22 protein-coding genes are annotated in these 24,267 nt (G+C 52.8%); 14 read left to right on the top strand and 8 right to left on the bottom strand.

The window, feature by feature from the left end; translation table 11 throughout:
• Positions 1–46 precede the first annotated feature (46 nt).
• Positions 47–1,057 carry a catalase family protein gene (locus tag ACFQPC_RS09140; RefSeq protein WP_382271557.1) on the top strand — a complete coding sequence of 337 codons (1,011 nt, stop codon included), beginning with the start codon at positions 47–49 and terminating at the stop codon, positions 1,055–1,057.
• A 74-nt stretch (positions 1,058–1,131) separates the two neighbouring features.
• Here ACFQPC_RS09140 and ACFQPC_RS09145 read toward each other — a convergent pair whose 3' ends face one another.
• From ACFQPC_RS09145 to ACFQPC_RS09155, 3 genes are read right to left on the bottom strand one after another with little or no spacing between them, the layout of a single operon-like run.
• Complete coding sequence (locus tag ACFQPC_RS09145; protein ID WP_382271558.1) at positions 1,132–2,661, bottom strand: Dyp-type peroxidase; 1,530 nt, start codon at positions 2,659–2,661, stop codon at positions 1,132–1,134.
• A 12-nt stretch (positions 2,662–2,673) separates the two neighbouring features.
• Positions 2,674–3,369, bottom strand: coding sequence for a hypothetical protein (locus ACFQPC_RS09150; protein WP_382271559.1), 696 nt, complete (start codon positions 3,367–3,369; stop codon positions 2,674–2,676).
• 2 nt (positions 3,370–3,371) lie between these two features.
• Entirely contained in the window at positions 3,372–3,962 is a 591-nt protein-coding gene (locus tag ACFQPC_RS09155; protein ID WP_382271560.1) for a hypothetical protein, read from the bottom strand.
• Between the two features lie 413 nt (positions 3,963–4,375).
• Here ACFQPC_RS09155 and ACFQPC_RS09160 point away from each other — a divergent pair, with 413 nt between their 5' ends.
• Both ACFQPC_RS09160 and ACFQPC_RS09165 read left to right on the top strand, forming a co-directional pair.
• Positions 4,376–5,950, top strand: a complete 1,575-nt coding sequence (locus tag ACFQPC_RS09160) for a response regulator (protein WP_382271561.1) — start codon at positions 4,376–4,378, stop codon at positions 5,948–5,950.
• A gap of 156 nt (positions 5,951–6,106) precedes the next feature.
• Complete coding sequence (locus ACFQPC_RS09165) at positions 6,107–6,445, top strand: hypothetical protein (RefSeq protein ID WP_382271562.1); 339 nt, start codon at positions 6,107–6,109, stop codon at positions 6,443–6,445.
• Positions 6,446–6,479: 34 nt separating this feature from the next.
• Here ACFQPC_RS09165 and ACFQPC_RS09170 read toward each other — a convergent pair whose 3' ends face one another.
• From ACFQPC_RS09170 to ACFQPC_RS09180, 3 genes are read right to left on the bottom strand one after another with little or no spacing between them, the layout of a single operon-like run.
• Positions 6,480–7,562: a GGDEF domain-containing protein gene (locus ACFQPC_RS09170; RefSeq protein ID WP_382271563.1), complete on the bottom strand. Its 1,083-nt coding sequence runs from the start codon at positions 7,560–7,562 to the stop codon at positions 6,480–6,482.
• Positions 7,563–7,607: 45 nt separating this feature from the next.
• Positions 7,608–8,354 (bottom strand): sulfite exporter TauE/SafE family protein, encoded by a 747-nt coding sequence (locus ACFQPC_RS09175; protein WP_382271564.1) that lies wholly within the window; start codon positions 8,352–8,354, stop codon positions 7,608–7,610.
• 7 nt (positions 8,355–8,361) lie between these two features.
• Positions 8,362–9,354: a serine/threonine protein kinase gene (locus ACFQPC_RS09180; RefSeq protein ID WP_382271565.1), complete on the bottom strand. Its 993-nt coding sequence runs from the start codon at positions 9,352–9,354 to the stop codon at positions 8,362–8,364.
• 131 nt (positions 9,355–9,485) lie between these two features.
• On the opposite strand from ACFQPC_RS09180, the gene ACFQPC_RS09185 reads away from it, so the two are divergent.
• On the top strand, positions 9,486–10,190 hold the full coding sequence (locus tag ACFQPC_RS09185) for a UPF0149 family protein (protein ID WP_382271566.1): 705 nt from the start codon (positions 9,486–9,488) through the stop codon (positions 10,188–10,190).
• 79 nt (positions 10,191–10,269) lie between these two features.
• Here ACFQPC_RS09185 and orn read toward each other — a convergent pair whose 3' ends face one another.
• Positions 10,270–10,857, bottom strand: coding sequence for an oligoribonuclease (gene orn, locus ACFQPC_RS09190; protein WP_382271567.1), 588 nt, complete (start codon positions 10,855–10,857; stop codon positions 10,270–10,272).
• 50 nt (positions 10,858–10,907) lie between these two features.
• Here orn and ACFQPC_RS09195 point away from each other — a divergent pair, with 50 nt between their 5' ends.
• The 8 genes from ACFQPC_RS09195 (at position 10,908) to ACFQPC_RS09230 (ending at position 19,228) form a co-directional block, all read left to right on the top strand.
• A complete protein-coding gene (locus ACFQPC_RS09195) occupies positions 10,908–12,167 on the top strand; it encodes a M48 family metallopeptidase (RefSeq protein WP_382271568.1) in 1,260 nt (419 codons plus the stop codon).
• A gap of 11 nt (positions 12,168–12,178) precedes the next feature.
• Positions 12,179–12,541, top strand: coding sequence for a 4a-hydroxytetrahydrobiopterin dehydratase (locus ACFQPC_RS09200; RefSeq protein ID WP_382271569.1), 363 nt, complete (start codon positions 12,179–12,181; stop codon positions 12,539–12,541).
• Positions 12,541–13,431 (top strand): ribosome small subunit-dependent GTPase A, encoded by an 891-nt coding sequence (rsgA, locus tag ACFQPC_RS09205; protein WP_382271570.1) that lies wholly within the window; start codon positions 12,541–12,543, stop codon positions 13,429–13,431. The genes ACFQPC_RS09200 and rsgA overlap by 1 nt, the downstream gene beginning before the upstream one ends.
• Positions 13,432–13,540: 109 nt before the next feature.
• Positions 13,541–14,455 carry an ornithine carbamoyltransferase gene (gene argF / locus ACFQPC_RS09210; RefSeq protein WP_382271571.1) on the top strand — a complete coding sequence of 305 codons (915 nt, stop codon included), beginning with the start codon at positions 13,541–13,543 and terminating at the stop codon, positions 14,453–14,455.
• Between the two features lie 71 nt (positions 14,456–14,526).
• The gene (gene argG, locus ACFQPC_RS09215; RefSeq protein WP_012078711.1) at positions 14,527–15,870 is read left to right on the top strand and encodes an argininosuccinate synthase; all 1,344 of its coding nucleotides are present in this window, start codon (positions 14,527–14,529) and stop codon (positions 15,868–15,870) included.
• 32 nt (positions 15,871–15,902) lie between these two features.
• The gene (gene ppnP, locus ACFQPC_RS09220) at positions 15,903–16,217 is read left to right on the top strand and encodes a pyrimidine/purine nucleoside phosphorylase (protein ID WP_012078710.1); all 315 of its coding nucleotides are present in this window, start codon (positions 15,903–15,905) and stop codon (positions 16,215–16,217) included.
• Between the two features lie 94 nt (positions 16,218–16,311).
• Complete coding sequence (gene trpS / locus ACFQPC_RS09225) at positions 16,312–17,346, top strand: tryptophan--tRNA ligase (RefSeq protein ID WP_382271572.1); 1,035 nt, start codon at positions 16,312–16,314, stop codon at positions 17,344–17,346.
• A 625-nt stretch (positions 17,347–17,971) separates the two neighbouring features.
• On the top strand, positions 17,972–19,228 hold the full coding sequence (locus tag ACFQPC_RS09230; protein ID WP_382271573.1) for a hypothetical protein: 1,257 nt from the start codon (positions 17,972–17,974) through the stop codon (positions 19,226–19,228).
• Here ACFQPC_RS09230 and ACFQPC_RS09235 read toward each other — a convergent pair whose 3' ends face one another.
• Positions 19,229–20,095 (bottom strand): helix-turn-helix transcriptional regulator, encoded by an 867-nt coding sequence (locus ACFQPC_RS09235; RefSeq protein WP_382271574.1) that lies wholly within the window; start codon positions 20,093–20,095, stop codon positions 19,229–19,231. It abuts the gene before it with no gap.
• 142 nt (positions 20,096–20,237) lie between these two features.
• Here ACFQPC_RS09235 and ACFQPC_RS09240 point away from each other — a divergent pair, with 142 nt between their 5' ends.
• Together ACFQPC_RS09240 and ACFQPC_RS09245 are read left to right on the top strand one after the other, a co-directional pair.
• Entirely contained in the window at positions 20,238–23,306 is a 3,069-nt protein-coding gene (locus ACFQPC_RS09240) for an N-6 DNA methylase (RefSeq protein WP_382271575.1), read from the top strand.
• Positions 23,303–24,004, top strand: a complete 702-nt coding sequence (locus ACFQPC_RS09245) for a hypothetical protein (RefSeq protein ID WP_382271576.1) — start codon at positions 23,303–23,305, stop codon at positions 24,002–24,004. Before ACFQPC_RS09240 ends, ACFQPC_RS09245 begins: the two co-directional genes overlap by 4 nt.
• Positions 24,005–24,267: the final 263 nt, after the last annotated feature.

The following is a 24,267-nucleotide window of genomic DNA, read 5'->3' on the forward strand; positions in this document are numbered from 1 at the left end:
CCTCTAGTGCGCGGCCATGATGTGGTATCAAATCTACAATTAATTTATGTCAGACAACACACTCGCGCAAGAATGCATTCCGGTTGGGGAACAGCAATACACCGCAGACCTCGCCGCCCGTCTCAAAGCCAAAATCATCCGCGACAACCCGACCGGCATCATGCGCCGCGATGCGCACCCAAAAATGCATGGCGTGGTCAAGGCGGAATTTACAGTTGAAAGCAATCTGGCACCGGAACTGCGCGTCGGCATTTTTGCCGAGCCGCGTAGCTATCAGGCCTGGATCCGCTTTTCCAACCAGGATGGCACGATACAGGCGGATAAGGCGCGCGATATCCGCGGCATGGCGATCAAACTCATGGGCGTAGCCGGCGACAAATTGCTGGAGAGCGAACGCCACGAACAAACCCAGGACTTCATCGTCATCAGCACCAATGTCTTCGTGACTAAAAACGTTGAGGAATTCGATGCGCTGATCAAAGCCATGACCGGCAGCATTTGGGCCAAGATCGGCTTCTTTGCGACGCACTGGCGCGTGATCTGGAATCTGGTCACCTCATTAAAACAATTCGCCAATCCGCTGCAAATGCGCTACTGGAGTACCACGCCCTATTTATTCGGCGACACCGCCGTCAAGTATTCGGCTATCCCGCACGTTCCACACCCTGATGCGATGCCACCGAATCCAGGGCCGGATTACCTGCGCCAGGCCATGGTGCGGCAACTCGGCCAGGGCGAAGCCAGCTTCGACTTCACGGTACAACTGCAAACCAATGCAGAGAATATGCCGATCGAAGATCCGGGCAAGGAATGGAAAGAAAGCGAATCACCGTTCCGCAAAGTGGCGACGATACGCATCCTGCAACAGGAATTCGATAGCGAAGCACAACGTGTATTCGGCGAAAACCTGTCTTTCACGCCATGGCACAGCCTGCCGGCGCATCGGCCATTAGGCGGCATCAACCGTGCACGCAAGATCGTCTACGATGCGATCTCCACCTTCCGTCACGAGTACAACAAGGTGGCACGCAAAGAACCGGGCAGCTGGGAAATCTGAACCATCATTCAAACCACAGCTGAAATAAAAAAGGGAAGCCGCTTGGGCTTCCCTTTTCCTTTCCGGCCCTTGTATCAAGTCGGATCGACAATACCCTTCGCAATCATGCGCAATGCAGTCATGCTCGGGATGAAGAAGTAATCGCCACCACGCGTTTCAACCAGGCGTGGAATCTTCGACAGGAAGTACGGTGCTTCGTCACTATCCGCTGCTACCTGCAACACCGCCTTGCTCGGATGCTCGTCATCATGGTTACCGAGGATGATTTCCTTATCGTTCGCTGCGCGGAAATCATTGCCGTAGTTGATCCACTGCTGCTGCACGAATTCAAACTGGCGATTGATGCTGGAGTTCAGCATCATGATGACGATGCCGTGATTGCCGTCATCGCGCGCCGGATTTTTCACTTCACCATACGGCAAGCCGCGCCGTATCACGCGACGGCGGTTCGCCAGTGCACCCGGCGTATCGAAGGCATTCGGCGTCAACTCCAGCGACGCACGCGGGTTGATGCGGCGCATATGCGAGCTGAATGGGCACTTGGAGCCATCCATATCGTCATCAAAAGTGAAACCGCTCAACATGCGATCGCGTTCAGCCGGGGTAGCGGCGGCGAATTTGGCATCCCATTGCGCCTTGCTCGCGACATCCGGTGCCGACACGATAGGTGCGCCATTGTCACGCCAGCGGCCGACGAATTTCGCCGCCAGCAATTCCTTGCCGCCCGGGTACTTCGCACCTTCCTGTTCCAGGTAGGCATTGAAAGTACCGACATTTTCATGCAGCTTGCGATACACCATGAAGGTGCCGTTACGCGATAACAATTGCGGTGCCGGTGCGATCGGATACTCTTCCGCTTCATCCCGATGCCCGAGGATAAATTCGCCGGTAGCCAGCGGCACCCATTTGCCGCCCTTGAGTTGCTTGCCACGTCCCACCACACGTTCCGGCTTGCCCGGCAAACCTTCGAAGACAGGATCGCCGATACCGTCGGTATAGCCGAAGTGCTCCTTGCTGGTCGCCTTGCCGTTTTCGAATACCGCATGTACATCCTGGAACGGCAGGTGCTCGGCCCCGTCGTCACCCCTATGACCGGACAGGATGGCGACACCGCCGGCGCTGTCATGCACTATTTTTTGCAGCCATTCATAACTCTGTTGCATGGCCTCGCGCGTTTGCCCATTGATCGAAATCCACACATGTACGTCTTTATGACGGTCATGTTCACGGCTCTCTTTCCAGATCGGGTCCCAGTATTCGGGGGCGCTGCGCTTATCGTCACCGAGGATATCGACACGCTTTTTCATCCCCATCACGAATTCCATCGGGAAGCCGATCAGCGATGCGCGCGGCAATTCCAGCGTCTTCAGGCCGGGATAAGTGAAGGCGACATTCACGGTCGACATCGGTTTTTCTATCGGGTTGGGTCCCTGCCCCCAGTTCACGGCAGTCGTAACCTGCTCGGTCACCTTGCGCACGAACTCACGTCCGCGTGCCCCGTCACGGATATTCAAAAATACATAGCGTGCATAGGGAAAATTGTAGCGGCCATAGGCACGGATCACGTTGCCTTGGATATCCATCAAATCCAGAACTTTGCTCACAAGAAGATCCTTCTACGATTGTTTATTGACAGTGGATTGCCCGGGGAGCCAGGTCGGCTCCTGCAAATTGGTCGGGGCTACCCGCTGGATAAATGCCTGGTATGCCTGCTGCAGCTCGGCTGCCGGCAAGCCCTGGTGTTCAGTGACGAAACGCGAGAACTCCTGCTTCAGGTAGAGTCCCTTCAATTGTTCCGGCAACGGCTCATCGTTGGAACCAACGAAGAACAAGGCGGCTTTCAATTGGCATTTCTTGATGTAGGCAATGAAACTATCGGCATCCGATACATGCTCGAAACCATAGCAAAAGCCCCACAGGTGACGGATGTCATCACTGATGGCACTCCACATTTCGCGCAGGTAGGTATCGGGATCGCCGTGGATATTGCAGCACCAGACCAGGTATTTCGATTGCAGGTGGTCTTCTTCCGGCAAGGCGGCACGACGGAAACGATCGGAGAAGATAGACAGGAAGTCGTACCAGGTGCCGCCGAAGTCGGTGCCGGGCAGTGATTCGTAGTACACATCGTCGAGCACAAAGTAGCGGCACAGATATGTCTGCGGCACTTTCGCCATCGGGCTCATTTCATTCAAACCCCAATCCTGCAAACGACGCCGCACTTCATCACTGTAGGCGGTACCGCCGATATGGCCTTTCTGGATCGGACACAGGCAGGTAATTGCATAAGCATTTTTGCTGACATTCCCCATGCTTATTCCCCCTTCGCCTGGTCGGCCAGGCTGACAATCGGCGTTGGCTGCATATCGCCCAGGTCATGCTGCAGGCTGCGCAACAGGGTCTTGTATTGCTTGAGGAATTGCTCCGGTTCCGCTTTACCGAAATTCGCATCGAAAGCGATTAATTCGGCTTTCAATGTTTTCGCCGCCTTCACATCATTCGCCGCCGCCATCGGATAGGCGTTGTAATAGTGATCGGTCTGGACCTGGTTGAATTGGATATAGGAGTGAAACGGCGTCAGCGGGACTGACTTTGGATAGCGGATATTCCATTTCCAGAACAGATCCAGGCCACTTGGAATAGCAAACGTGAAGGAATCAACGTATTGCGCCCAGCTACCGTTGAAATTACTGAAAAACAGCATGTACGCGTAATTCAGTTTTTCCTTCGGTTGCCGTTCATCCAGGTGCGGAAACTGATTCTTGCCGATAATGACCCAGCGCGCATAGTGTATCAGTGACAGGGTAATCAAACCCTTGAGGGTGGCCGGCTTGCGCAGCGCCACCCAGAAAATTATCTTGTTGATCCAAGTCATATACCAACGGATCGGCGTGATCACGTTCATGGCATATGCCTTTCCAGCAATATTGGACATGCATTTCCCCTAGTTGCAGCAGCTAAATAAAAAGCGCACAGGTATGCCACCGCATACCAAATGCGCTCGCTTTACCAACATGCCTGTACATCCGTCGATTAGGTGCTACTTAGGCCCTATGCTCGGCACGCCTATGGCGTTCCGGCCCCGATCCGGCACAGACAAATGCAATCTTTTCCTTCAATAGCATTTCCGCACGGAAAATAACTTTCGCAAGACTACATGAGAAAATGCGCTTTTTGCAATTCAAAACAGGGGGAAACACGGGGCCAGCGCAGGTTTTTATTTAGGTTTACGCTTGAAACCGTGCTTTGATATATTCTTTCCCTGGAGCCAGCCTTTGCTGGTCCAGCTCACGATGCAGGCTTACCCGTCGGGAAATCATGTCTTCATATCTGCCGTTCACAACAAAAAAAATAAGTCCGGCGCAGCGCCAGCGCATAGCGCGACGTCGGGAACATCAGAACAGTACGCTGAGCAACACCCAGCTGGACGAGCGTTTGCTCGATGACCTGCAACGCGTGGTCAACAGCCAGATGAACGGCATCATCGGTGCGCTGGAAATGATCCGGCAAAATGACCTGGCTCCCGACCAGCGCGAAATGATCCACCTGGCACAAAGCAGCGCCGACAACTTGCTGCTTAATATCGAACAATTACTGGAATCGAATACCGACCTTGGCATCCACCAGCTCGCGACCGGTAGCGCCCTGGGCTCACTCAACGGCATACGCATGCTGTTTATAGACGCCAACGAAGAATCGCGTACCCATGTCGTGCGCGAACTGCAGCAGCGTGGCGCACGCATCGAAGGCTTTGATATACCAAAAGTGGCACTGGCGGCATTGGAAAGCGCCGCCATTGCCGGTGATCCCTACCGCATCGCCCTGTTCGATCAAAACATCCCGGGTATCGATGGTGAAACGCTGGGCACCGCCATCGGCAGCTCCCCGCTGTATCGCGATACCCTGGTAGTCTTGATCAGCAACGAACATACGCGCCACGATGCGGATCGCCTGGCACATGCCGGCTTCTCCGCCTGGCTGCCGAAGCCGCTGCAGCAAACCATGTTGCTGGATACGGTAGCGATGCTGTGCACTTGCATTGCGAAGAAAGATGCGCCGCGCTTCGTGTGTGCCGGGGTACATTTAAATGCCGAGTATGTGGTGTCCGACAATGCCCACGCCTTCACCCATACCCGCGTGCTGGCGGTCGACGACAACCCCGTCAACCTGCAAATTGCGGAGCGCATGCTGGCCCGCTTCGGCTGCCAGGTTGATACTGCAGGCGACGGCCAACAGGCTTTGCGCATGGTGCATGTACGGCAGTACGACCTGATCCTGATGGATTGCCAGATGCCGAATATGGACGGCTATCAAACGACTGCCCTGCTGCGCGCCGCAGAAACCGGCGACGAACATGTCCCTATCATCGGCTGGTCATCAGGTGTCAACCGCAGCGAGCGCGATACCTGCCTGGCGATTGGCATGGATGATTTTATTTTTAAACCAATACGCATGCGCCCCTTGAGCGACATGTTGAGCCGCTGGCTGAAGCCGGCGTCCACGGAGCGTTCTATGGTACGTAATGATGATGACCTGGAAGCCACCCAGGCGATGTTTGGCACTGACTTTGCCGAGCTGGTCGACCTGTTCCTGACCGATAGCCCGAAACGTTTTGTTTTCCTGCACGAAGCCATCCTCGCCAATGATGCATTAACGGTTGCCAAGTTTTCCCATGTCTTGTGCGGCAGTACTTCGTCGATCGGTGCAACAACACTGGCCGCCTTGTGCCGTGAACTGGAAATCCGCGCGAAGAATAATATCCTCGGTGACGCCAGCCTGCGCCTGACGGAAATCGAACTTGAATATGCGCGTATAGATAAAAAACTGCGCGAGATGCTGGCCCGTACCGCACCGCATATAGAACTGCCACCGGGTGCACACAATAAACTCTAGCGGTATCCGGCCATCAGCGACCTGCCCCCGACTTCAGCTGAAACCTCTGCTATCTGACACCGGATATGCATTTCTATTCCTGCGCAGCGCCGCATATCACTACAATAGCCACACAATATTTATCCTACGATGAAACAAGCCGGAGCAAGTACGCACATGAGTCCTATCCCTGAATCAAAGAAGAATCACCTGTGGCGCAAAACGATCTGGTACACCGATCCGGAAGCGTATCCGCTCGGCCCGCATCATTCGGCAGAGGTGTATTGCTGTGAAGAATCGAATGGCTATGCCGTCTGGTATGCACGACGCCTAGCCAAGGATGACAGCCGCAATGTATCCAAAACGGAGAATGGCGATTACCTGCTGGCTTACTTTGCCAGTACCAAGCGCGATGATGCAATCGAGTTTGCGGTGCTGATCGCGAATAGCGATAAGGATGTGGACCAGGTCATTGCCAAGCTGGATGCACTGGCCGGCAAGGCGCAAAAAATCTGAAGCCGGGATTGCGGCGGCCGCATTAGCTCAGTAATCAGGCCGCCATTTTCCGGAATTGCTTTTTACCGCCTGCTTTGGCTTCATACATCAGGCGATCTGCCGCCTTCAGTATCTCGTCATAAGTCTGTAACCCGGGGTGCGGCAACACGCATATCCCTATGCTGGCACCCAGGCGCAGATCGCTACGCGGTGCAGTCACCTCGGCGATTGCTGCGAGTATCTTTTCCGCCACCAATTCGACGTCCCGGTCCTGGCTGATATGCCGCAACAGTATCCCGAACTCATCGCCACCCAGTCGTGCCACCCGGTCCGATGCACGTACACAGCCACTGAGTGCGAGCGCAACCTTTTGCAAGGTTTCATCACCGGCCGCATGGCCGCAACCGTCATTGATTGCCTTGAAGCCATCCAGGTCCAGCAACAACACGGCACTGATTTCCCGGGGCTCCATGCGCGACTTCAGTGACCTGAACAAATCATCAAACACATCGGCGAAACCGGCACGGTTCAACAGACCCGTCAGGTGGTCATGCTTGGTCGCCTCTTCGAAGTGCGCCGCACGTTGCTCGAACGCGTACTTATCCTGTTCCAAGCGCTTGACCAATACCACGACGTACAGCGGCACCAGCACATTGAATAACACGATGCCGGTCGCGACACCCGGGATCGTGTGCCATTCCGGTGAAAAATAAAATGCGATCGCCATCAACGCGCCGCCAACCACCGACGACAGCCAGGTGTAACGTGTACCGAAACGCAAACCGTTACCGATCGAACCCAGCGCCGGCACCCACGCTACCAGCCCGGCCAGGAAACCCGCCAGGTACATACCCAGCGCCGGCAAAGCCTGGTCCAGTATGCTTGCCAGGGTGCGACGCAAGCTCGTGTTAAAGATCGAAAAACGAACGACAGCCACCCAGATCAGCGCATAGGCAATGTAACCGGCAGCGCCAATAACCACACTGACGGGTATTGCCTGCCATTGAAAATACCAGGCGAGGATGAGGTACAAGCAAAAAGGTGTGACATTGATGACACGGAACCTGGCCTGGCCAAGTTCGGTACCGATCGCGGACGGCTGGGGGGCAAAACTGGATAACCAACTAAAGCTGCGCATAGATCAGACCATCTTCTTCATCGTGGTTTTTATTAAAGCCGGCTTCTAGGCTAATAGCTTGGGCAAGGACGAACTCAGTAATGCTATGCCGGACAAGGTGAGCAGGCTCAAGACCAGGCGACGGAATGCGACATCAGATATCCGATGATACAGCCTCGCTCCGAGTAGCGACGGTATCAGCATCGCCGGAGCCAGTACCGCAAAATAAGGCAACATGGTGACCGTGATAATGCCCTTGTACAAATAAGCGAGCATGGTGAATATCAGCGCACCCAAATTAAAATTTTGAATGATGACGCGCTGCTTATCCTTGCCCATACCCTGCAGTGTGCACCATAAAGTCGGCACGATCCCGGCAAATCCGCCAAAGCCACTCATCACACCGCCAATCAGGCCGATCGCGCCATCTGCGACACGCCCTTTCGGCTGGAGCTTGGGAAAGCGGGAAACGAAGAGCATGGAAGGACACCAAATGATCAGTATCGCGCCCAGCAGTGCCTTGAACATATCCATATCCAACATCGGCAATAGCAGGACGCCCACCGGGATACCAATTGCGCCGCCGACAAAGAATGGCAGCAAGAGTTGCCAGTCAAAGCCGCGCTTCACGGTGAATGCCGCAATGATTTGCCCGGTCAATGCACCGAACACCGCCAGCGATGCGGCAATCACCGGATCCATGCCCCAGGCCCAGAATGACATGGCCGTCATGCCAAATGCGAAACCTGACAAACCCTGGACGAAGCCTGCAGCGATGCCACCGACTATGATGAAAATGTAGATGGCATCCATCAGATATTCAATTCGTCCACAAGGGTGCTTCATCCATCAACGCCACCTGCTCACGCAATTCCAGTATCCGGTCTTGCCAGTAGCGTTGCGTATTGAACCAGGGGAAAGCCACCGGAAAAGCCGGATCGTCCCAGCGCCGCGCCAGCCACGCCGCATAATGGATCAGGCGCAAGGTACGCAAGGCTTCGATCAGGTGCAATTCACGCGTATCGAATTCGGCAAAATCCTCATAGCCGACCAGCAAATCAGTAAATTGCCGCACCATATCGCGCCGCTCGCCAGACAGCAGCATCCATAAATCCTGGATCGCCGGTCCGCTACGGCTATCGTCAAAGTCGACAAAGTGCGGCCCGGCATCGGTCCACAGCACATTGCCGCAATGGCAGTCGCCGTGCAGGCGCAAGCTGCGCACATCCCCGGCCCGATCAAAGCAGCGACGCACACCGTCCAGCGCCTGCGTCACTACACTGCGATAGGCGTCCAGCAAATCCGGCGGGATGAAATTATGCGCGAGCAAATAATCGCGCGGCTCTTCGCCGAAGGTCTGGATATTCAATGCCGGCCGGTGTTCAAAGCTTTTCAGCGCGCCGACGGCGTGGATGCGGCCGATGAAACGCCCCAGCCACTCCAGCGTCGCCGGATCATCCAGCTCCGGCGCGCGTCCGCCATGCCGTGCAAACACCGCGAAGCGGAAACCGGCAAATTCATGCAAGGTCTTGCCGTTTGCGAGGGTAGTCGCCGGTACTACCGGGATTTCGCTTTCCACCAACTCATGTACGAAAGCATGTTCTTCCAGGATGGAAGCATCGGTCCAGCGTGCCGGCCGATAGAACTTGGCAACCAAAGGCGGCCCGTCTTCCATACCAACCTGGTACACGCGGTTTTCATAACTATTCAGGGCCAATAAGCGGCCATCGCTATACAGGCCGACGCTTTCCAGCGCGTCCAGTACGCAGTCCGGCGTAAGTGTAGAAAAAGACAAGGGAGTGGAATCATTCATTTGAGCATTGTACGGTGCGATGCCTGCTTGCCGCCGCCTGATTGAATAGATTTCATTGCTGCCCAAGCATCGCTTCGGCAAAGGCGTACTGTTACACTGTCGCCCTGATCATCATTGAAGAAAATCCCGCCATGCATCTCGACCAGCCCCTCTCCGACAAGGAATTCGACGAACTCGACAAATTCCTGCTTTCCGACCGCACTGCAGACGACTGCATGGCGATGGATTCGCTGCATGGCTACCTGACCGCCCTGGTGGTCGGCCCGGAAGAAGTGCCGCTGGCTGAATGGCTGCCGCATGTCTGGGGTGAAAACGCGGAAGCGATCCCGAAATTCAAGAACGACAAGGAATACGAACGCATCGTCGGCCTGATCGCACGCTTCATGAATGAAATCGCCATCACGCTGGAAGTCGCACCGAAAGAATACGAACCGCTGTTCTGTGAACACGAATGGGAAGGCAAGCCGGTACTGGACGGTGAAGCCTGGGCCTGGGGCTTCAACCTCGGCATGAGTTTGCGCGCCGAAGCATGGGAGCCTATCAATAGCTCGAATATCGCACCGCTGATGCGCCCTATCTATCTGCTGGGTGCGGAAGAAATCGAAGAAGAAGAAATCGTCCTGGTCGATAATCCGGTCAAATGCCACAAGCTGACGATAGAAATCGAATCGGCGATCCCGGAAATCCACAAGTTCTGGCTGCCGCATCGCAAATCAGCAGTCAAAACCGTACAGCGCGAAGAACCGAAAATCGGCCGCAATGACGAATGCTCATGCGGCAGCGGCAAGAAATACAAGAAATGCTGCGGTGCTGCTACCGAAGGCGGGGCAGAATAAAATATAGAAGTCCAATAAAAAGCCGGCAGTAGCCGGCTTTTTTGCGTCAGGGCGGGCGGCATAGCGCCGCCCACGGTCCTTATTCCTTGATGAAATGTTCGCGGTAGTAACGCAATTCTTCGATCGATTCGAGGATATCGGCCAGCGCCGTGTGCTTTTGATGCTTCTTGAAACCGTTCACCAATTCAGGTTTCCAGCGGCGGCACAGTTCTTTCAGTGTCGACACATCGAGATTGCGATAATGGAAGAAGGCTTCCAGTTTCGGCATGCCACGCGCCATAAAGCGTCGGTCCTGGCAAATCGTATTGCCGCACATCGGCGATTTGCCGCTAGGCACGTATTTCTTCAGGAATTCAATCAGCGCGGTTTCCGCCTCGGCTTCAGTCACAGTTGACGCCTTGATACGATCAATCAGGCCGGAACGACCATGCGTTCCTTTATTCCACGCATCCATGCCATCCAGCACTTCATCCGATTGATGGATTGCAAATACCGGGCCTTCGCCTAGTATGTTTAAATTCGCATCGGTCACCACTACGGCAACCTCGATAATGCGGTCCTTGTCTGGATCGAGTCCGGTCATTTCCATATCGACCCAGACCAGGTTGAACTCGTTCGGGCGTAATGGGGCTGCGGATGACGACTCTAATTCAGTAGCTTGTGACATAATTGTTTTCCTTTAGCCTGCTCAATCCGCCATTTTCTCACAGGAAAAGAATGTCATCGCTCGCGTTTACCGTTTTGTTTGTCACTTTTCTGATTATCAGCCTGCTGGTACGCTTTTGGCTGGCGTCGCGCCATATCCGCCACATCATGGCCAATCGCGCTGCGGTCCCGCCGCAATTCGTCGGCAAAATCCCGCTGGAAGCGCATCAGAAGGCCGCTGACTACTCGGTCGCCAAAACCAAATTCGCACTTTTCGTCGTCATCCTGAATGCCGCCACCCTGATCGGCTTCACGCTGATGGGTGGCTTGCAATGGCTGGCGGAAGGCTCGCTGTTTATCTTCGGCCCGGGCTACCGCTATCAATTGGCACTGGTGCTGTCGTTCGCACTGATCTCCGGCCTGATCGAACTGCCGTTTGATTACTTCCGTCAATTCGTGCTGGAAGCGCGCTTCGGCTTTAACCGCATGTCGCCGCGCCTGTTCTTCACCGACTTGATGAAAAGCACCGTCATCTCGCTTTCGCTCGGCCTCGGCCTGGTCTGGATCACCATCATTCTGATGGAAAAATCCGGCGACCTGTGGTGGCTGTATGCATGGATACTCTGGTGCTCGTTCCAGATGCTGATGCTGGTCCTGGTGCCGCTCTTCATCGCGCCGATGTTCAATAAATTCAAACCGCTGGAAGATGAGAACCTGCGCACCCGCATCGAAAACCTGATGCAGCGCATCGGCTTCAAGGCCAGTGGCCTGTTCGTGATGGACGGCTCCAAACGCAGCGCGCACGGCAATGCCTACTTCTCCGGCTTTGGCGCGGCGAAACGCATCGTCTTCTTCGACACCCTGCTGGAACGCCTGGCACCGAATGAAATTGAAGCAGTGCTGGCACATGAGCTGGGCCACTTCAAACTCAAGCACATCGTCAAGCGCATCGTCGTCATGTTTGCCGCTTCGCTCGCTTTCCTCGCCGTGCTCGGCTATCTGAAAAACCAGACCTGGTTCTACACCGGCCTCGGCGTCGAACCAATGATGGGTGCCAGCAACGACGCGATGGCATTGATCCTGTTTGCCCTGGTCTTGCCGGTCTTCGCCTTCCTGTTCTCGCCGCTGACTTCGCTTAGCTCGCGCAAACATGAATTCGAAGCCGATGCCTTTGCAGCGCAACACACCAATTCGCAAGACCTGGTCTCGGCCCTGGTCAAACTGTACGAAGACAATGCGTCGACACTGACGCCGGATCCCTTGCATTCGGCCTTCTACGACTCGCATCCGCCTGCCACCGTGCGTATCAATAAACTGCTGGCGGCCGGTTGAAGCCGGAACTCATGACCAGCGCCGCCGAATTACGCCTGCAAACATGCCAGCCACAAACACTGGCATTGTCTGCAGACGAGGTGGCTGCGCGCTTGCAGGCACTGCCCGAATGGCAGCTGCAGGATGGCAAAATCGTCCGTGAGTATTCCTTCCAGAATTACTACCTGACACTGGCCTTCGTCAATGCCATCGCGTACACAATCCATACCGAAGACCACCATCCGGAGCTTGTCATCACCTATAAACAATGCGTGGTGAAATACGACACGCATTCGGTCAATGACGGCAAAGGCGGCCTGTCGCAGAATGATTTCATCTGTGCCGCCAAACTGGATGCCATTTATGCGCAATCCGTGCCACGGAATGTGAATTGATGGAACTCATTACAGGCACCGTCATTGCCGCCCATGGCCGTCATTACCTGGTCCAGACCGAAAGCGCCAAACTGCAATGCGTCACGCGCGGCAAGAAAAGTGACGTCGCGGTAGGCGACCTCGTCAAACTGAAATTGACGTCTGCCAACCAGGGCGTGATTGAAGAAATCACCGAACGGCAAACCCTGCTGTATCGCTCCGACCAGTACAAATCCAAGCTGCTGGCGGCGAATGTCACGCAACTCTTCATCGTGGTCGCGACCGAGCCGGGCTTCTCCGATGACCTGGTCTCGCGTTCACTGGTGGCGGCGGAAGCTGCCGGCGTCAAGGTCCACATCATCCTCAACAAGATAGACGTGGTCGCTGCGCTGGAAAAAACCCGGCAGCGCGTCGCCTTCTATGCGGGCCTAGGCTATCCGGTGCATGAAGTATCGGCTACCACCCAGCCGGAAGCGACCTGCACCGCCCTGCTGCCCTTATTAAAAGGACATTCGACTATCCTGATCGGCCAGTCCGGCATGGGTAAATCGTCGATCATCAACCTGATCGTGCCGGATGCCGACATTGCAGTGCGTGAAATCTCTGCCGCACTCGATACCGGCAAGCACACCACCACCTTTACGCGCTTGTATGTAATCGATGAAGAAACATCGATTATCGATTCGCCCGGCTTCCAGGAATTCGGCCTTTATCATCTGACCGAAGGCATGCTGGAACGGGCTTTCCCGGAATTTGCCTCGTACCTGGGACACTGCAAGTTTTATAACTGCCATCATTCGAATGAACCTGAATGTGCGATCCGTACTGCGGTCGCGGCAGGGTCCATTGCCCCCATGCGACATGCGCTCTACCTGCAGTTATTGCATGAATCATCACAAAAGCTTTACTAAAGTCGGCTCAGGCACCGGCCTTAACGCTGGCTTTTAGATGGAAATCCCTTATAATTGAAGCAGTTACAACAATCGGCGGCAGGCGCCAACCTAGCCGCCGTTTTCAATTATGGCAATCAAACACTTTCTGCAGTTTTCCGATTTAACGCTGGATGAATTCGAGCACGTCATCGAACGTACCCGTGTCATCAAGCGCAAATTCAAGAACTACGAACCCTACCATCCGCTCAGCGACCGTACGCTGGTGATGGTGTTCGAAAAGAATTCCACCCGTACCCGCCTGTCCTTTGAAGCCGGCATGCACCAGCTCGGCGGTGCGGCGATTTACCTCAATACCCGCGACAGCCAGCTTGGTCGCGGCGAACCGGTAGAAGATGCGGCACAAGTCATGTCCCGCATGTGCGACATCATCATGATCCGCACCTTCGGCCAGGAAATCATCGAGCGTTTCGCCGCCAATTCGCGCGTGCCGGTGATCAACGGCCTGACCAATGAACACCATCCCTGCCAGGTGCTGGCCGATGTATTTACCTACATCGAACAACGCGGTTCGATCAAAGGCAAAACAGTGGCCTGGATCGGCGATGCCAACAATATGCTGTATTCGTGGCTGCAAGCGGCGCAAGTATTTGACTTCCACGTCAATGTCTCAACGCCGAAAGGATATGAAATCGATCCGACGCTGGTAGCGCAGGACAATACGCATTACACACTGCATGCTTCACCATCCGACGCCTGTGCCGGCGCACACCTGGTCACCACCGATGTCTGGACCAGCATGGGCTTCGAAGAAGAAAACGCAGCGCGCCTGAAAGCCTTCGACGGCTGGATCGTCGATGCCGCCAAAATGAAACGGGCGCAGCCTGATGCCCTGTTCATGCACTGCCTGCCGGCCCATCGCGGCGAAGAAGTGGCCGCCGAAGTCATAGACGGTCCACAATCGGTAGTCTGGGATGAAGCAGAAAACCGTTTGCACGTGCAAAAAGCGCTGCTCGAATACCTGGTCCTCGGCCGGCTCGAATAAGCCAGGACATCATTTATCCGCTCAGTCACGACTGACCCATCAACACATTCCAAGTACGCGAAGCAAACACCATGTCGAATATCCTCCAATCCGTTCCCGTCAATCAAAAAGTAGGCATCGCCTTTTCCGGCGGCCTGGACACCAGCGCAGCCTTGCACTGGATGCGTCAAAAAGGCGCGATTCCATATGCTTACACTGCGAACCTCGGCCAGCCTGACGAAACCGATTACAACGCGATCCCGGAAAAAGCCAAGGCTTACGGTGCCGAACTGGCACGCCTGATTGACTGCCGTGAACAACTGGTAGCGGAAGGTATTGCAGCGCTGCAAAGCGGCGCATTCCACATCTCGACCGCTGGCGTCACCTACTTCAACACCACGCCGCTGGGTCGTGCTGTTACCGGCACCATGCTGGTCGCTGCGATGAAAGAAGATAACGTCGATATCTGGGGCGACGGCAGCACCTTCAAGGGCAACGACATCGAGCGTTTCTATCGCTACGGCTTGCTGATGAATCCGGCGCTGCGCATCTACAAACCATGGCTGGATGACACCTTCATCCAGGAATTGGGCGGCCGCAAGGAAATGTCCGAATTCCTGATCAAGTCCGGCTTCGACTACAAAATGTCAGTGGAAAAAGCATACTCGACCGATTCCAACATCCTCGGTGCGACGCATGAAGCGAAAGACTTGGAAGAATTGAGCAGCGGCATGAAAATCGTGCAGCCGATCATGGGTGTGGCCTTCTGGCGCGATGACGTCGAAGTCAAACGCGAAGAAGTCACCGTCCGTTTTGAAGAAGGCCGTCCGGTCGCCTTGAATGGTGTGGTCTATTCCGACCTGGTGGAACTGATGCTGGAAGCGAATCGTATCGGCGGCCGTCACGGCCTCGGCATGAGCGACCAGATTGAAAACCGTATCATCGAAGCAAAGAGCCGCGGCATCTACGAAGCTCCGGGCCTGGCATTGCTGTTCATCGCTTACGAACGCCTGGTCACCGGCATCCACAACGAAGACACCATCGAGCAATACCGCGAAAGCGGCCGTCGCCTCGGTCGCCTGCTGTACCAGGGCCGCTGGTTCGATCCGCAAGCCATCATGTTGCGTGAAGCGGCACAGCGTTGGGTCGCACGTGCGATCACTGGTGAAGTCACGATCGAACTGCGTCGCGGCAATGATTACTCCATCCTCAATACCGTCTCGGCCAACCTGACCTATGCGCCGGAACGCCTGTCGATGGAAAAAGTCGAAGATGCACCATTCTCGCCGGCTGACCGTATCGGCCAATTGACCATGCGTAACCTCGACATCACCGACACCCGCCAAAAGCTCGGCATCTATAACGATGTCGGCCTGCTGACCGGTAACACTTCGGTTGCCTTGCCACGCATAGGCAAAGACAGCGACAAGAAATAATTTTTAATTTATTTACATATCAGAGTCTATCCATGAGCACACAATTCGACCAAGTCAGCGTCATCAAGAAAGCCAATATCTACTTCGATGGTAAATGCGTATCGCACAGCGTCCTGTTCGCTGACGGCACCAAAAAAACCATCGGCGTAATCTTCCCGTCGACGCTGAAGTTCAACACCGGCGCAGCAGAAATCATGGAATTGAATGCTGGCAAATGCCGCATCCGCCTGGCTGGCGCAACTGACTGGGAAACCTATGAAGGTGGTCAGCAATTCAACGTACCGGCCAACTCCAGCTTCGATATCGAAACCATCGATACCCTGGACTACGTTTGCCACTTCGTCTAAAAAATTTCGTCTGACGCAAGCGACAAAGACCGGATAAACCAACCGGTCTTTGTGCTTTTTTGCCGGACGCATAGTCGCATATCACGGAGTAAACATGTCTTCGAACGCCCCATCGGCAGCAGCCACTTCCCCTGCGATCGTCCTGACCGGCGACCGCCCTACCGGTCCTTTACACCTCGGACATTACATAGGCTCATTGAAGTCGCGCCTGGAACTGCAGGACACACACAAGCAATTCATCCTGCTGGCCGATACGCAAGCCATGACGGACAACGTCGGCCGCCATCAACGCGTGACCGAGAACGTACTCGAAGTTGCACTCGATTACCTGGCCGTCGGCATAGACCCGGAAAAGTCCACCATCTTCATCCAGTCCCAGATCCCTGAACTGTATGAACTGTCCATGGTGCTATTGAATCTGGTGACGGTGTCGCGCCTGGAGCGCAATCCGACCATCAAGGAAGAAATACGCCTGCGCAATTTTGAACGCGATATCCCTGCCGGTTTCCTGACGTATCCAGTCAGCCAGGCCGCTGACATCACCGCGTTCAAAGCGACCCTGGTACCAGTCGGTAACGACCAGTTACCTATGATCGAACAAACCAATGAACTGGTGCGCAAGTTCAACAGCGTGGTCGGCAAAGATATCCTGGTCGAATGCAAGGAACTGCTGTCGGCGACCAGCCGCCTGCCTGGCATCGATGGCAAGGCCAAGATGAGCAAATCACTCGGCAACTCCATCGCACTGGGTGCAAGCGCTGCGGAAATCAAAAAAGCCGTCAATGCGATGTACACCGACCCGAATCACCTGAAGGTGGAAGATCCGGGCCAGGTCGATGGCAATGTCGTGTTTTCATTCCTCGATGCCTTTGATGACGACAAGGCGGCAGTGGAAGAACTGAAGGCACATTATCGCCGTGGTGGCCTGGGTGACAGCGTGGTAAAGCGCCGCCTGGAAGCCCAGTTGCAAGCCATGATAGAACCGATACGCACCCGCCGTGAAGCGTATGCGCAGGATAAAGGCGAAGTACTCGCCATGCTCAAACGCGGCACCGAACGGGCACGTGCAGTCGCAGCCAAAACACTGTCTGAAGTCAATGCTTCGATGGGACTGAACTACTTTGACTGAGCTATTCCATAGGATCAAATAGCAAACAAAAAGCCCGCCTTTGTCATGACTAGCCGTTCTATTAAAGTGTAAATTTTAAATTTGCAAGCTAAAATCCCCCCGTTAATCCTACGAGGGGATTTTTTTGTCTGCTAAAACTAAACATCCACGCATTCCGTTACCAGTCGACGGTATCCAATCCAATTTTTGCAAAACCCCGCGCTGCCTGAATTTTGGTGTTCCACCGTCAAATCATTCGTTAAGAGGACGCTTGCCTGCGGGGCAAGGGTCTGAGGCGCGGGATTCATATGTGTTGACAGGCGGCGGCGTTTCTCGACAGGTCTACGGCTGCAGATTATGTAAAGGTAAAGTGCGATTCAAGAGCAACCGCGCTATTGCGGAGGAGTTCACTCGCCTCATGAAAGTTAACCGAGCGCCGACTGAAAGCAGTTGCCCGACTCAGGACTGCGAAAATCAAGGCCGCAGTATAGTCCTACACCCAAGTTGCTACCGGGCGCATGGAAAGACACTAGCAGGATCCGATCGAATTCAGTGTCGAGCATGCAGGATAACCTTCACACTGAATGCCAAGAACATACGAAAGTCCAAGCGCCCAGATATTTCACTTGTAGTGTTCAAGCTGCTAATGAACAAAATGCCCATGCGGCGAATTTGCGAGACTGCAGAAATTCAGCCTGCGACCCTATATGGGAAAATTCGTCAGATTCATGCCAAGAGCGTTGCATTTTCTGCCAACTACGAGAAGATGTTTGATAAGAATTTACGTGTTTCCCGTCTCTATTTAGCAGTTGATCGACAGGAATACATTTTTAACTGGGGAACCGAACTCGATCGTCGAAACACAATCCTATTAGCCATCGGCAGCGCCGACAATTCCACTGGATATGTGTTTGGTATGCACCTCGATTACGATCCTGAACTTGATGCCGAGACAGTAGAGCGTGATGCGATCCTACGGGGGGACTACGACCAATTTCATCATAATCGTCATTATGCGCGTGTCTGGCTTCAGCGTGAGCATTTAGAAGAGTTTCGAGTGTACGACCGAGAAAAAAGCCGAAAAGGAACGCTGGCGCAACGTATTGCAGACGGTTACAACGATAGCGAAAGCGGGAATCAAGCACCAATAGCTTCTGCGAACTATCGACTGCCACCGCAAGGTATACAGATCCACGCTGAATACACCATGGCAGCGCATTTTTATTATCTAAATGCGCTTACAAAAAACGTCGACAAGATTCGATTCTTTCTTGATCAAGACACGGGCATGCGTACCTCATGTCTAGGAGCATTTAGTGATCGAATAAAAGATCGTTCCGTCGATGCTTTCTTAGTTCGTATCGGTAAAGCTTATACGACAAGTAAAAAAATGTTGCTAAAGGCTAAAAGCGGCACTGCGTTTACAAAAGCAAGGAACGAATGTCCAAGCTTGAATAAAACTGAAATAGAACGTCTGCTTATGAGAAACAGCATTGAACAGATGCAGTTTATCGGCGAAAGTCGCGATCGTTGGCTAATGCATCCGTTCCCAGACATGAGTGAGCCTGAAAAAGCGGTTTGCTATCTCACCGATTTTGAGGATTACGATCTGGATCATCTGGCATCGTTATATCGAAAAGCCAGCCTTCATTCGATTGACCGATTCTTCATGCAATTAAGGCGTCGGATATCGATCCTCGAACGCCCCTTTGTCTCCTCAAGCTCAAATAGAACCTGGTATGGCTATGCAGCGTATAACCCAGCGGTCGCGATACAGCTCATGGAGACTTTTCGCGTAGTCTATAACTTTGTACTTATTGGGAAGGATGGCCTAACGCCTGCAATGCGATTGGGTATCGTTGATAGGCCAATGACGCTTGGCGATTTACTGGGAGAAGCTTGATTATAGAAATTTAAAGCGAGTCGCTAACGCGGGGTCGGCTAGGCATATGTGTGGGTGCGACTCAGATCGATCATCCAAGCGCAGAGCGATTAATAAATATCCCACCAGTGAACGACGCACTTCACATCGGCAGACCCAACCAATTTTTTTCTCTTTGTGCATTCCGTATTCCGCAGCCACGATCATTTTCTGTGTGTCACTCAAATCTGGTTGAGTCCGTATTTCAACTGTCTCGATCGCGTTCCAGTTCACATCGTTCTGCACTGGAACGGTGCTAGTACGATTCAAGGGCTTGGCATCCAATATCCGTAATAAAACGAGATCCACAAAATCTTCGCGAAGGCCATCATAGGCGCGTACGTGCCATCGAAGTCCTGCAAAAACCAGTGCATGAGGCCATACTTCACGCTCGCTCGGTTCGGGATTTGAAAAAGACTGGTAGCTAATGCGCAGGCCCATCCGTTGACTCAACGCCCGTGTCATCTCTCGTAGCACTTTAGGATTAATTGTGCCGCTTGGTATTGGTAGGCCAACCGTTGTCACACCATTTCCGATGGGTGGCAATAGTGTTGCTGACTTCGATTCGTGAAATGCGCGCAGCATAGCTAAATACTCTTCACCTGAACCAGTAGCAATTTTAGGCTCGAAATCTCTACCTGGCCGATATGCGCGCGCAGAGGGGTCATAGGCCAGGTTGTCGGGGAACGCAGTCCGATAAGCCGTGAAATCTTTTGTAATGTGGTTTTCGCTTAATTCAAAGGCGTGCGAAACCCGCGGACGGTCAACCATCCCCTCCCAATACGCAACAGACTCGATGTATTGCAGTCGCTGACGCTGGGCATAACCGAATGATTCAGACAGTTCCATGTATGGTAATCAAAAGATGTATTGTAAATTTATTCGTTGCTACAATTTATTTGATTATTACACTTTATTTAATTGTAGTACATGTATAATTGTTGATACGCAATTTAATTAGTATAAAGCATAATTTCGCGAGCGCTTGAAAATGACGACCCCTACCGATAAATGGCTGCGCACACTGGGCTATACCAATAGCCCGGCGGACGTATATACGCGCGGCCAATTACCTGCAGAGCATGCATATGGGTCAGAAATTGAAGCGCTTCTGGAAGATTGCGCCGGCATTGGTGCCACTGCTGTATACACAGTAGATGGCTTGCCTACCGTTTGCTTTGTTGAGGCGCCAACGGTAACTGAGCAGCCGGGCGATTTGATCGACTTGATTCGGCAGAAAATCTGGAATCAAAGTTTGATTTCTTTGATCATAGTGGTTGATGATCAAACGGCACAGCCATTATCTGTGGCAAAAAAAGGAAAGAGCGCGACGTGCCTTAATCTAGCTGAGGCTTCGCAGACTGGTCCGTACTCAGCAATCGACGTCATGTCAGGCGCAATCGAGGAGCGACATCCTGATTGGTTTTCTGAGGAGGGACGCGTCGATCGTGATTTACTTCGCAATTTGTCCCTAGCAGTGGAACAATTGCAAAAATTCGGAATGGGCCGCCAGCCAGCGCAATACGTACTGGGCCGTTGCTTATTCGTTTCATTTCTGGAGCACCGCGGAATCGTCGGACCTGACTATCGTGAACGTCGCAGTGTGGGGCAACTCCATGAGCTGATTGCTCAGCGCGACCGTACTGGCCTGGCCAAATTACTCAATAGCTTGAAGGATGATTTCAACGGCGATTTTTTGCAGCCGGAGAAGGATGTTCCACTCGACTGGAAACCGTTTTCAGATGATGTACTGGGTAGCTTGGATAACTTCCTCAGTCGAGTGGATTTGGAAACTGGACAGCGGTCTTTTTGGGCATATGATTTTAGGTACATCCCAGTCGAGCTCATCTCAGGTATTTACGAAACATTCTTAGACCATGAAAGCAAAAAGCTTTCTGGTGCCTATTACACGCCGCGACACCTCGCTAATTTTGCAGTCGATCAGGTCTTTGCAGATTCTAAAGATGTCTGCGAGGAGGTGGTCTATGATGGGTCGTGCGGCTCAGGAATTTTGCTAGCTACCGCGTACCGTCGCATGTTGAGGGTAGCGTCCCGGCGATCTGGCGGGAACATTAATTTTCAGCGGCGCTGTGAGCTACTGCTCACACACATCCATGGAAGTGACATCGACGAAACTGCCTGCCGTGTTACGGCATTTAGTTTGTACCTGTGTTTGCTGGAAAATCTCCAACCTGTTGATATCGCGCTTCTCCAAGAAGACGAAAAGGTCAAACTCCCACCGCTACTCGGCAGAACCATCTTTTTCGGAAATGAGCAGGGCGACTTTTTCTCTGAAAAAAATCCTTTCGCCTCCAAGAAGAGTTGCACCATTTATTTGTCCAATCCACCTTGGTCTGAGCCGCAAGGCGCGTCGGCGAAATTATCCTTTGAAACTTGGTCGAAGAGTCACGGTAAAGCGATGTCTTACCGGCAGATCGCCATTGCGTTCGCGCATAAGGCACCCCTCACTGTGGTTGATGGTGGCCGTTTCTGTTTAATTTTGAATGCAAAGCCGTTTCTATCTCGGTCAAGCCAGCCTTTTTTAACGCAATGGCTCAGAGACTGGAAATTGTCGCGCCTTATCAACTTTTCCGATATTCGAAAGTTGCTTTTCCCTGCGGCCAGCCATCCTTGCGTGGTTGCTGTCGGAAGTCCGCGCGCGAACGAACCGATGTCTGGCGCTGAAGAATTCGAATATTGGGTACCAAAGAGCGACGTGAGTTTAGCATTCGGCAGACTCACAATCCATGGGATCGATCGCCAACGTGTGCAGACAAGTGCCATTGCGCGAGACAACCAACGTCTGAGGTCATTCTTCTGGGGCGGCCCTCATGATCAAGCCTTGATTGCGCGTCTACGTTTGAGTGGCACGGTACAAGATCTATTGGACCGGCAAAATAAATCAGCCCCTCGCTGGATAAGTGGTAAGGGCTTTCATCATATTGACAAGACGGTGACTCCAAGCCCACCAGGGAAGCTTGCAGCCATCCCATTTTACGATGCGAATCGCAAGCCTTCGCTGCCTGTACTTGACACGCAAATTTTGCAGCCATTCCCGGCAAAATTTTTCGAAGTTGCGTCGTTCGGTGCGCATGACGGTCAATTGTTCCACGGACCTCGCGTCATCTTCAATGATGGCGCCTCCGATGAATTTGAACCGCAAGCTTTTTTTTCGGACCAAGCATTTAGCTTTCAAAGCTCTGTTGGGGCATTTGCTGGCCCGGAGCATGATCGCGGTCTGTTGAAGTTTTTCGCCGTCTATTTACGCTCTAGTCTTGCTAAATATGTGTTGTTGCACACATCGTATGCTCTAGCGACAGAACGCACGCGTGTATCGATGACAGAGGTCGCAACCTTGCCGTTTGTCGTGCCCGAAAAGCATCGGAATCCAGATGCGGCAGCCAAAGCAGTTAATCGTGCCGCAGTGCAGGTAGACATGCTTGCAAAGATGACCGCGTTCGGGCAACAGCAAACTTATGAAGAGCTGCGTCGTACTCTAGACGAAATCGTGTTCGACTATTTTGGGCTAAATTCTGCAGAGCGCCTTCTAGTCATAGAAGCGGTTAACACGTTGATTCCAAGTGTGCAACCAAGTTCTTTAGCGACGTTGCGCAAACCAACATTGAAGCGCGCAACAGAAGCCGATATCCAACAGTATGCAATGACGCTGCAGGTTGAACTTCGGCGAATTCAGGGACAGATCGGTGGCGAAGGTGAGATCGCTCTAGATACATTGGTCCAACCTTATGACGGGATTGGATCGATCGGGATCTGCCGTATTTCGCTTGCGAAGCAAGCGTCGAAGCCCACTGTTAAAATTGGTAATAAAGTGGTATTAGAAACACTGGACTGGTTACGCGAGCAAGAAGTGCTTCCGATGCCAGTAGGTGAGTCCTTTAGTTTAGTGTCGGATTTTCTTTTCTTCTTTGGAGATTCCATTTACTTAGCTAAACCATTGATTTCCCGATTTTGGTTGAGTGGGCAAGCATTGCGTGATGCGACGCGCATTATTGATGCTATTCAAGCGGGAGAAGACAACCGTGAATTGAGCGCCCAATGACGCGAAAGGATTGGCTTTCAAGTTCATGGGAAAAAGCGTTTCCGAGCCGACGCGATCCCAAGAAAGTAGTTCAGTTCATGCATGAACAGTGGCGAGAGCTATTTAAAACAAATCCAGCTGCAATCGATGTGGATATTCCTGGAAATCGTGAGCCAAAAATCACAGAATTTTTTTGCGAACATTTGAGAAATAATTCGGTGGCCGGTGGTTTAACCGGTTATTTTTCTTACGAGAACCAACACGGCACCATCGAGCCTGGGGCGACAAAATTATCACGACGAATCCGCACTGACATTCAATACCTTTTCTATGCGCCCAATTCACCCAGCATCGTGCATCTGGTTTTTGAATTTAAAAAACTTAAGAATACTGCCGCAAGCAGGAAGTCTTATTATGGAACTGACGGAATGCTCCGTTTCATTTCCGGAGATTATCAATCTCGGTGGGCATACGGATTCATGGTAGGCCTTCTTGACCGTGAAGGTGCAGAAGCGGTGAAACAACTAAAAACCGCACTTCAAAAACCAGGAGTTGCCAGCCATCCGCTGCATCTCATCAAGGATATCAACGGTAAATTGATATCTGATCCCTCCTTAAATATGCCGAATATCGCGCATTTCGACACAAAACATTCGCGTACGTTGCACGGTGAAAATCGCGATCTGATGCTGTGTCATCTTTTTTTTGATGTGCAGTAGTTCTATCAACTCTGACTCAATTCGACGACACCTGTAGTCAATGGTATTGATCTTTTAGAGCAGCGATTGAATCGTCCCGAGTAATTTTAAAAGCATGCCTTTTACATCTCAAGTCTCGGTTTCAATCGAATGTTTACTTTGGGTAGAAAGCTGACGTCTAACATTTGAGTACAGTTCTGCACATTAATGGTCGCCTTGGAACCTTACTAGGTGGGTAATTGAACGTGTAGATGACTGACCACTTATTGCTCGTACTAGTTCTA

It is taken from the genome of Herminiimonas glaciei, from assembly GCF_042664955.1.
Taxonomy (GTDB): Bacteria; Pseudomonadota; Gammaproteobacteria; order Burkholderiales; family Burkholderiaceae_D; genus Oxalicibacterium; species Oxalicibacterium glaciei.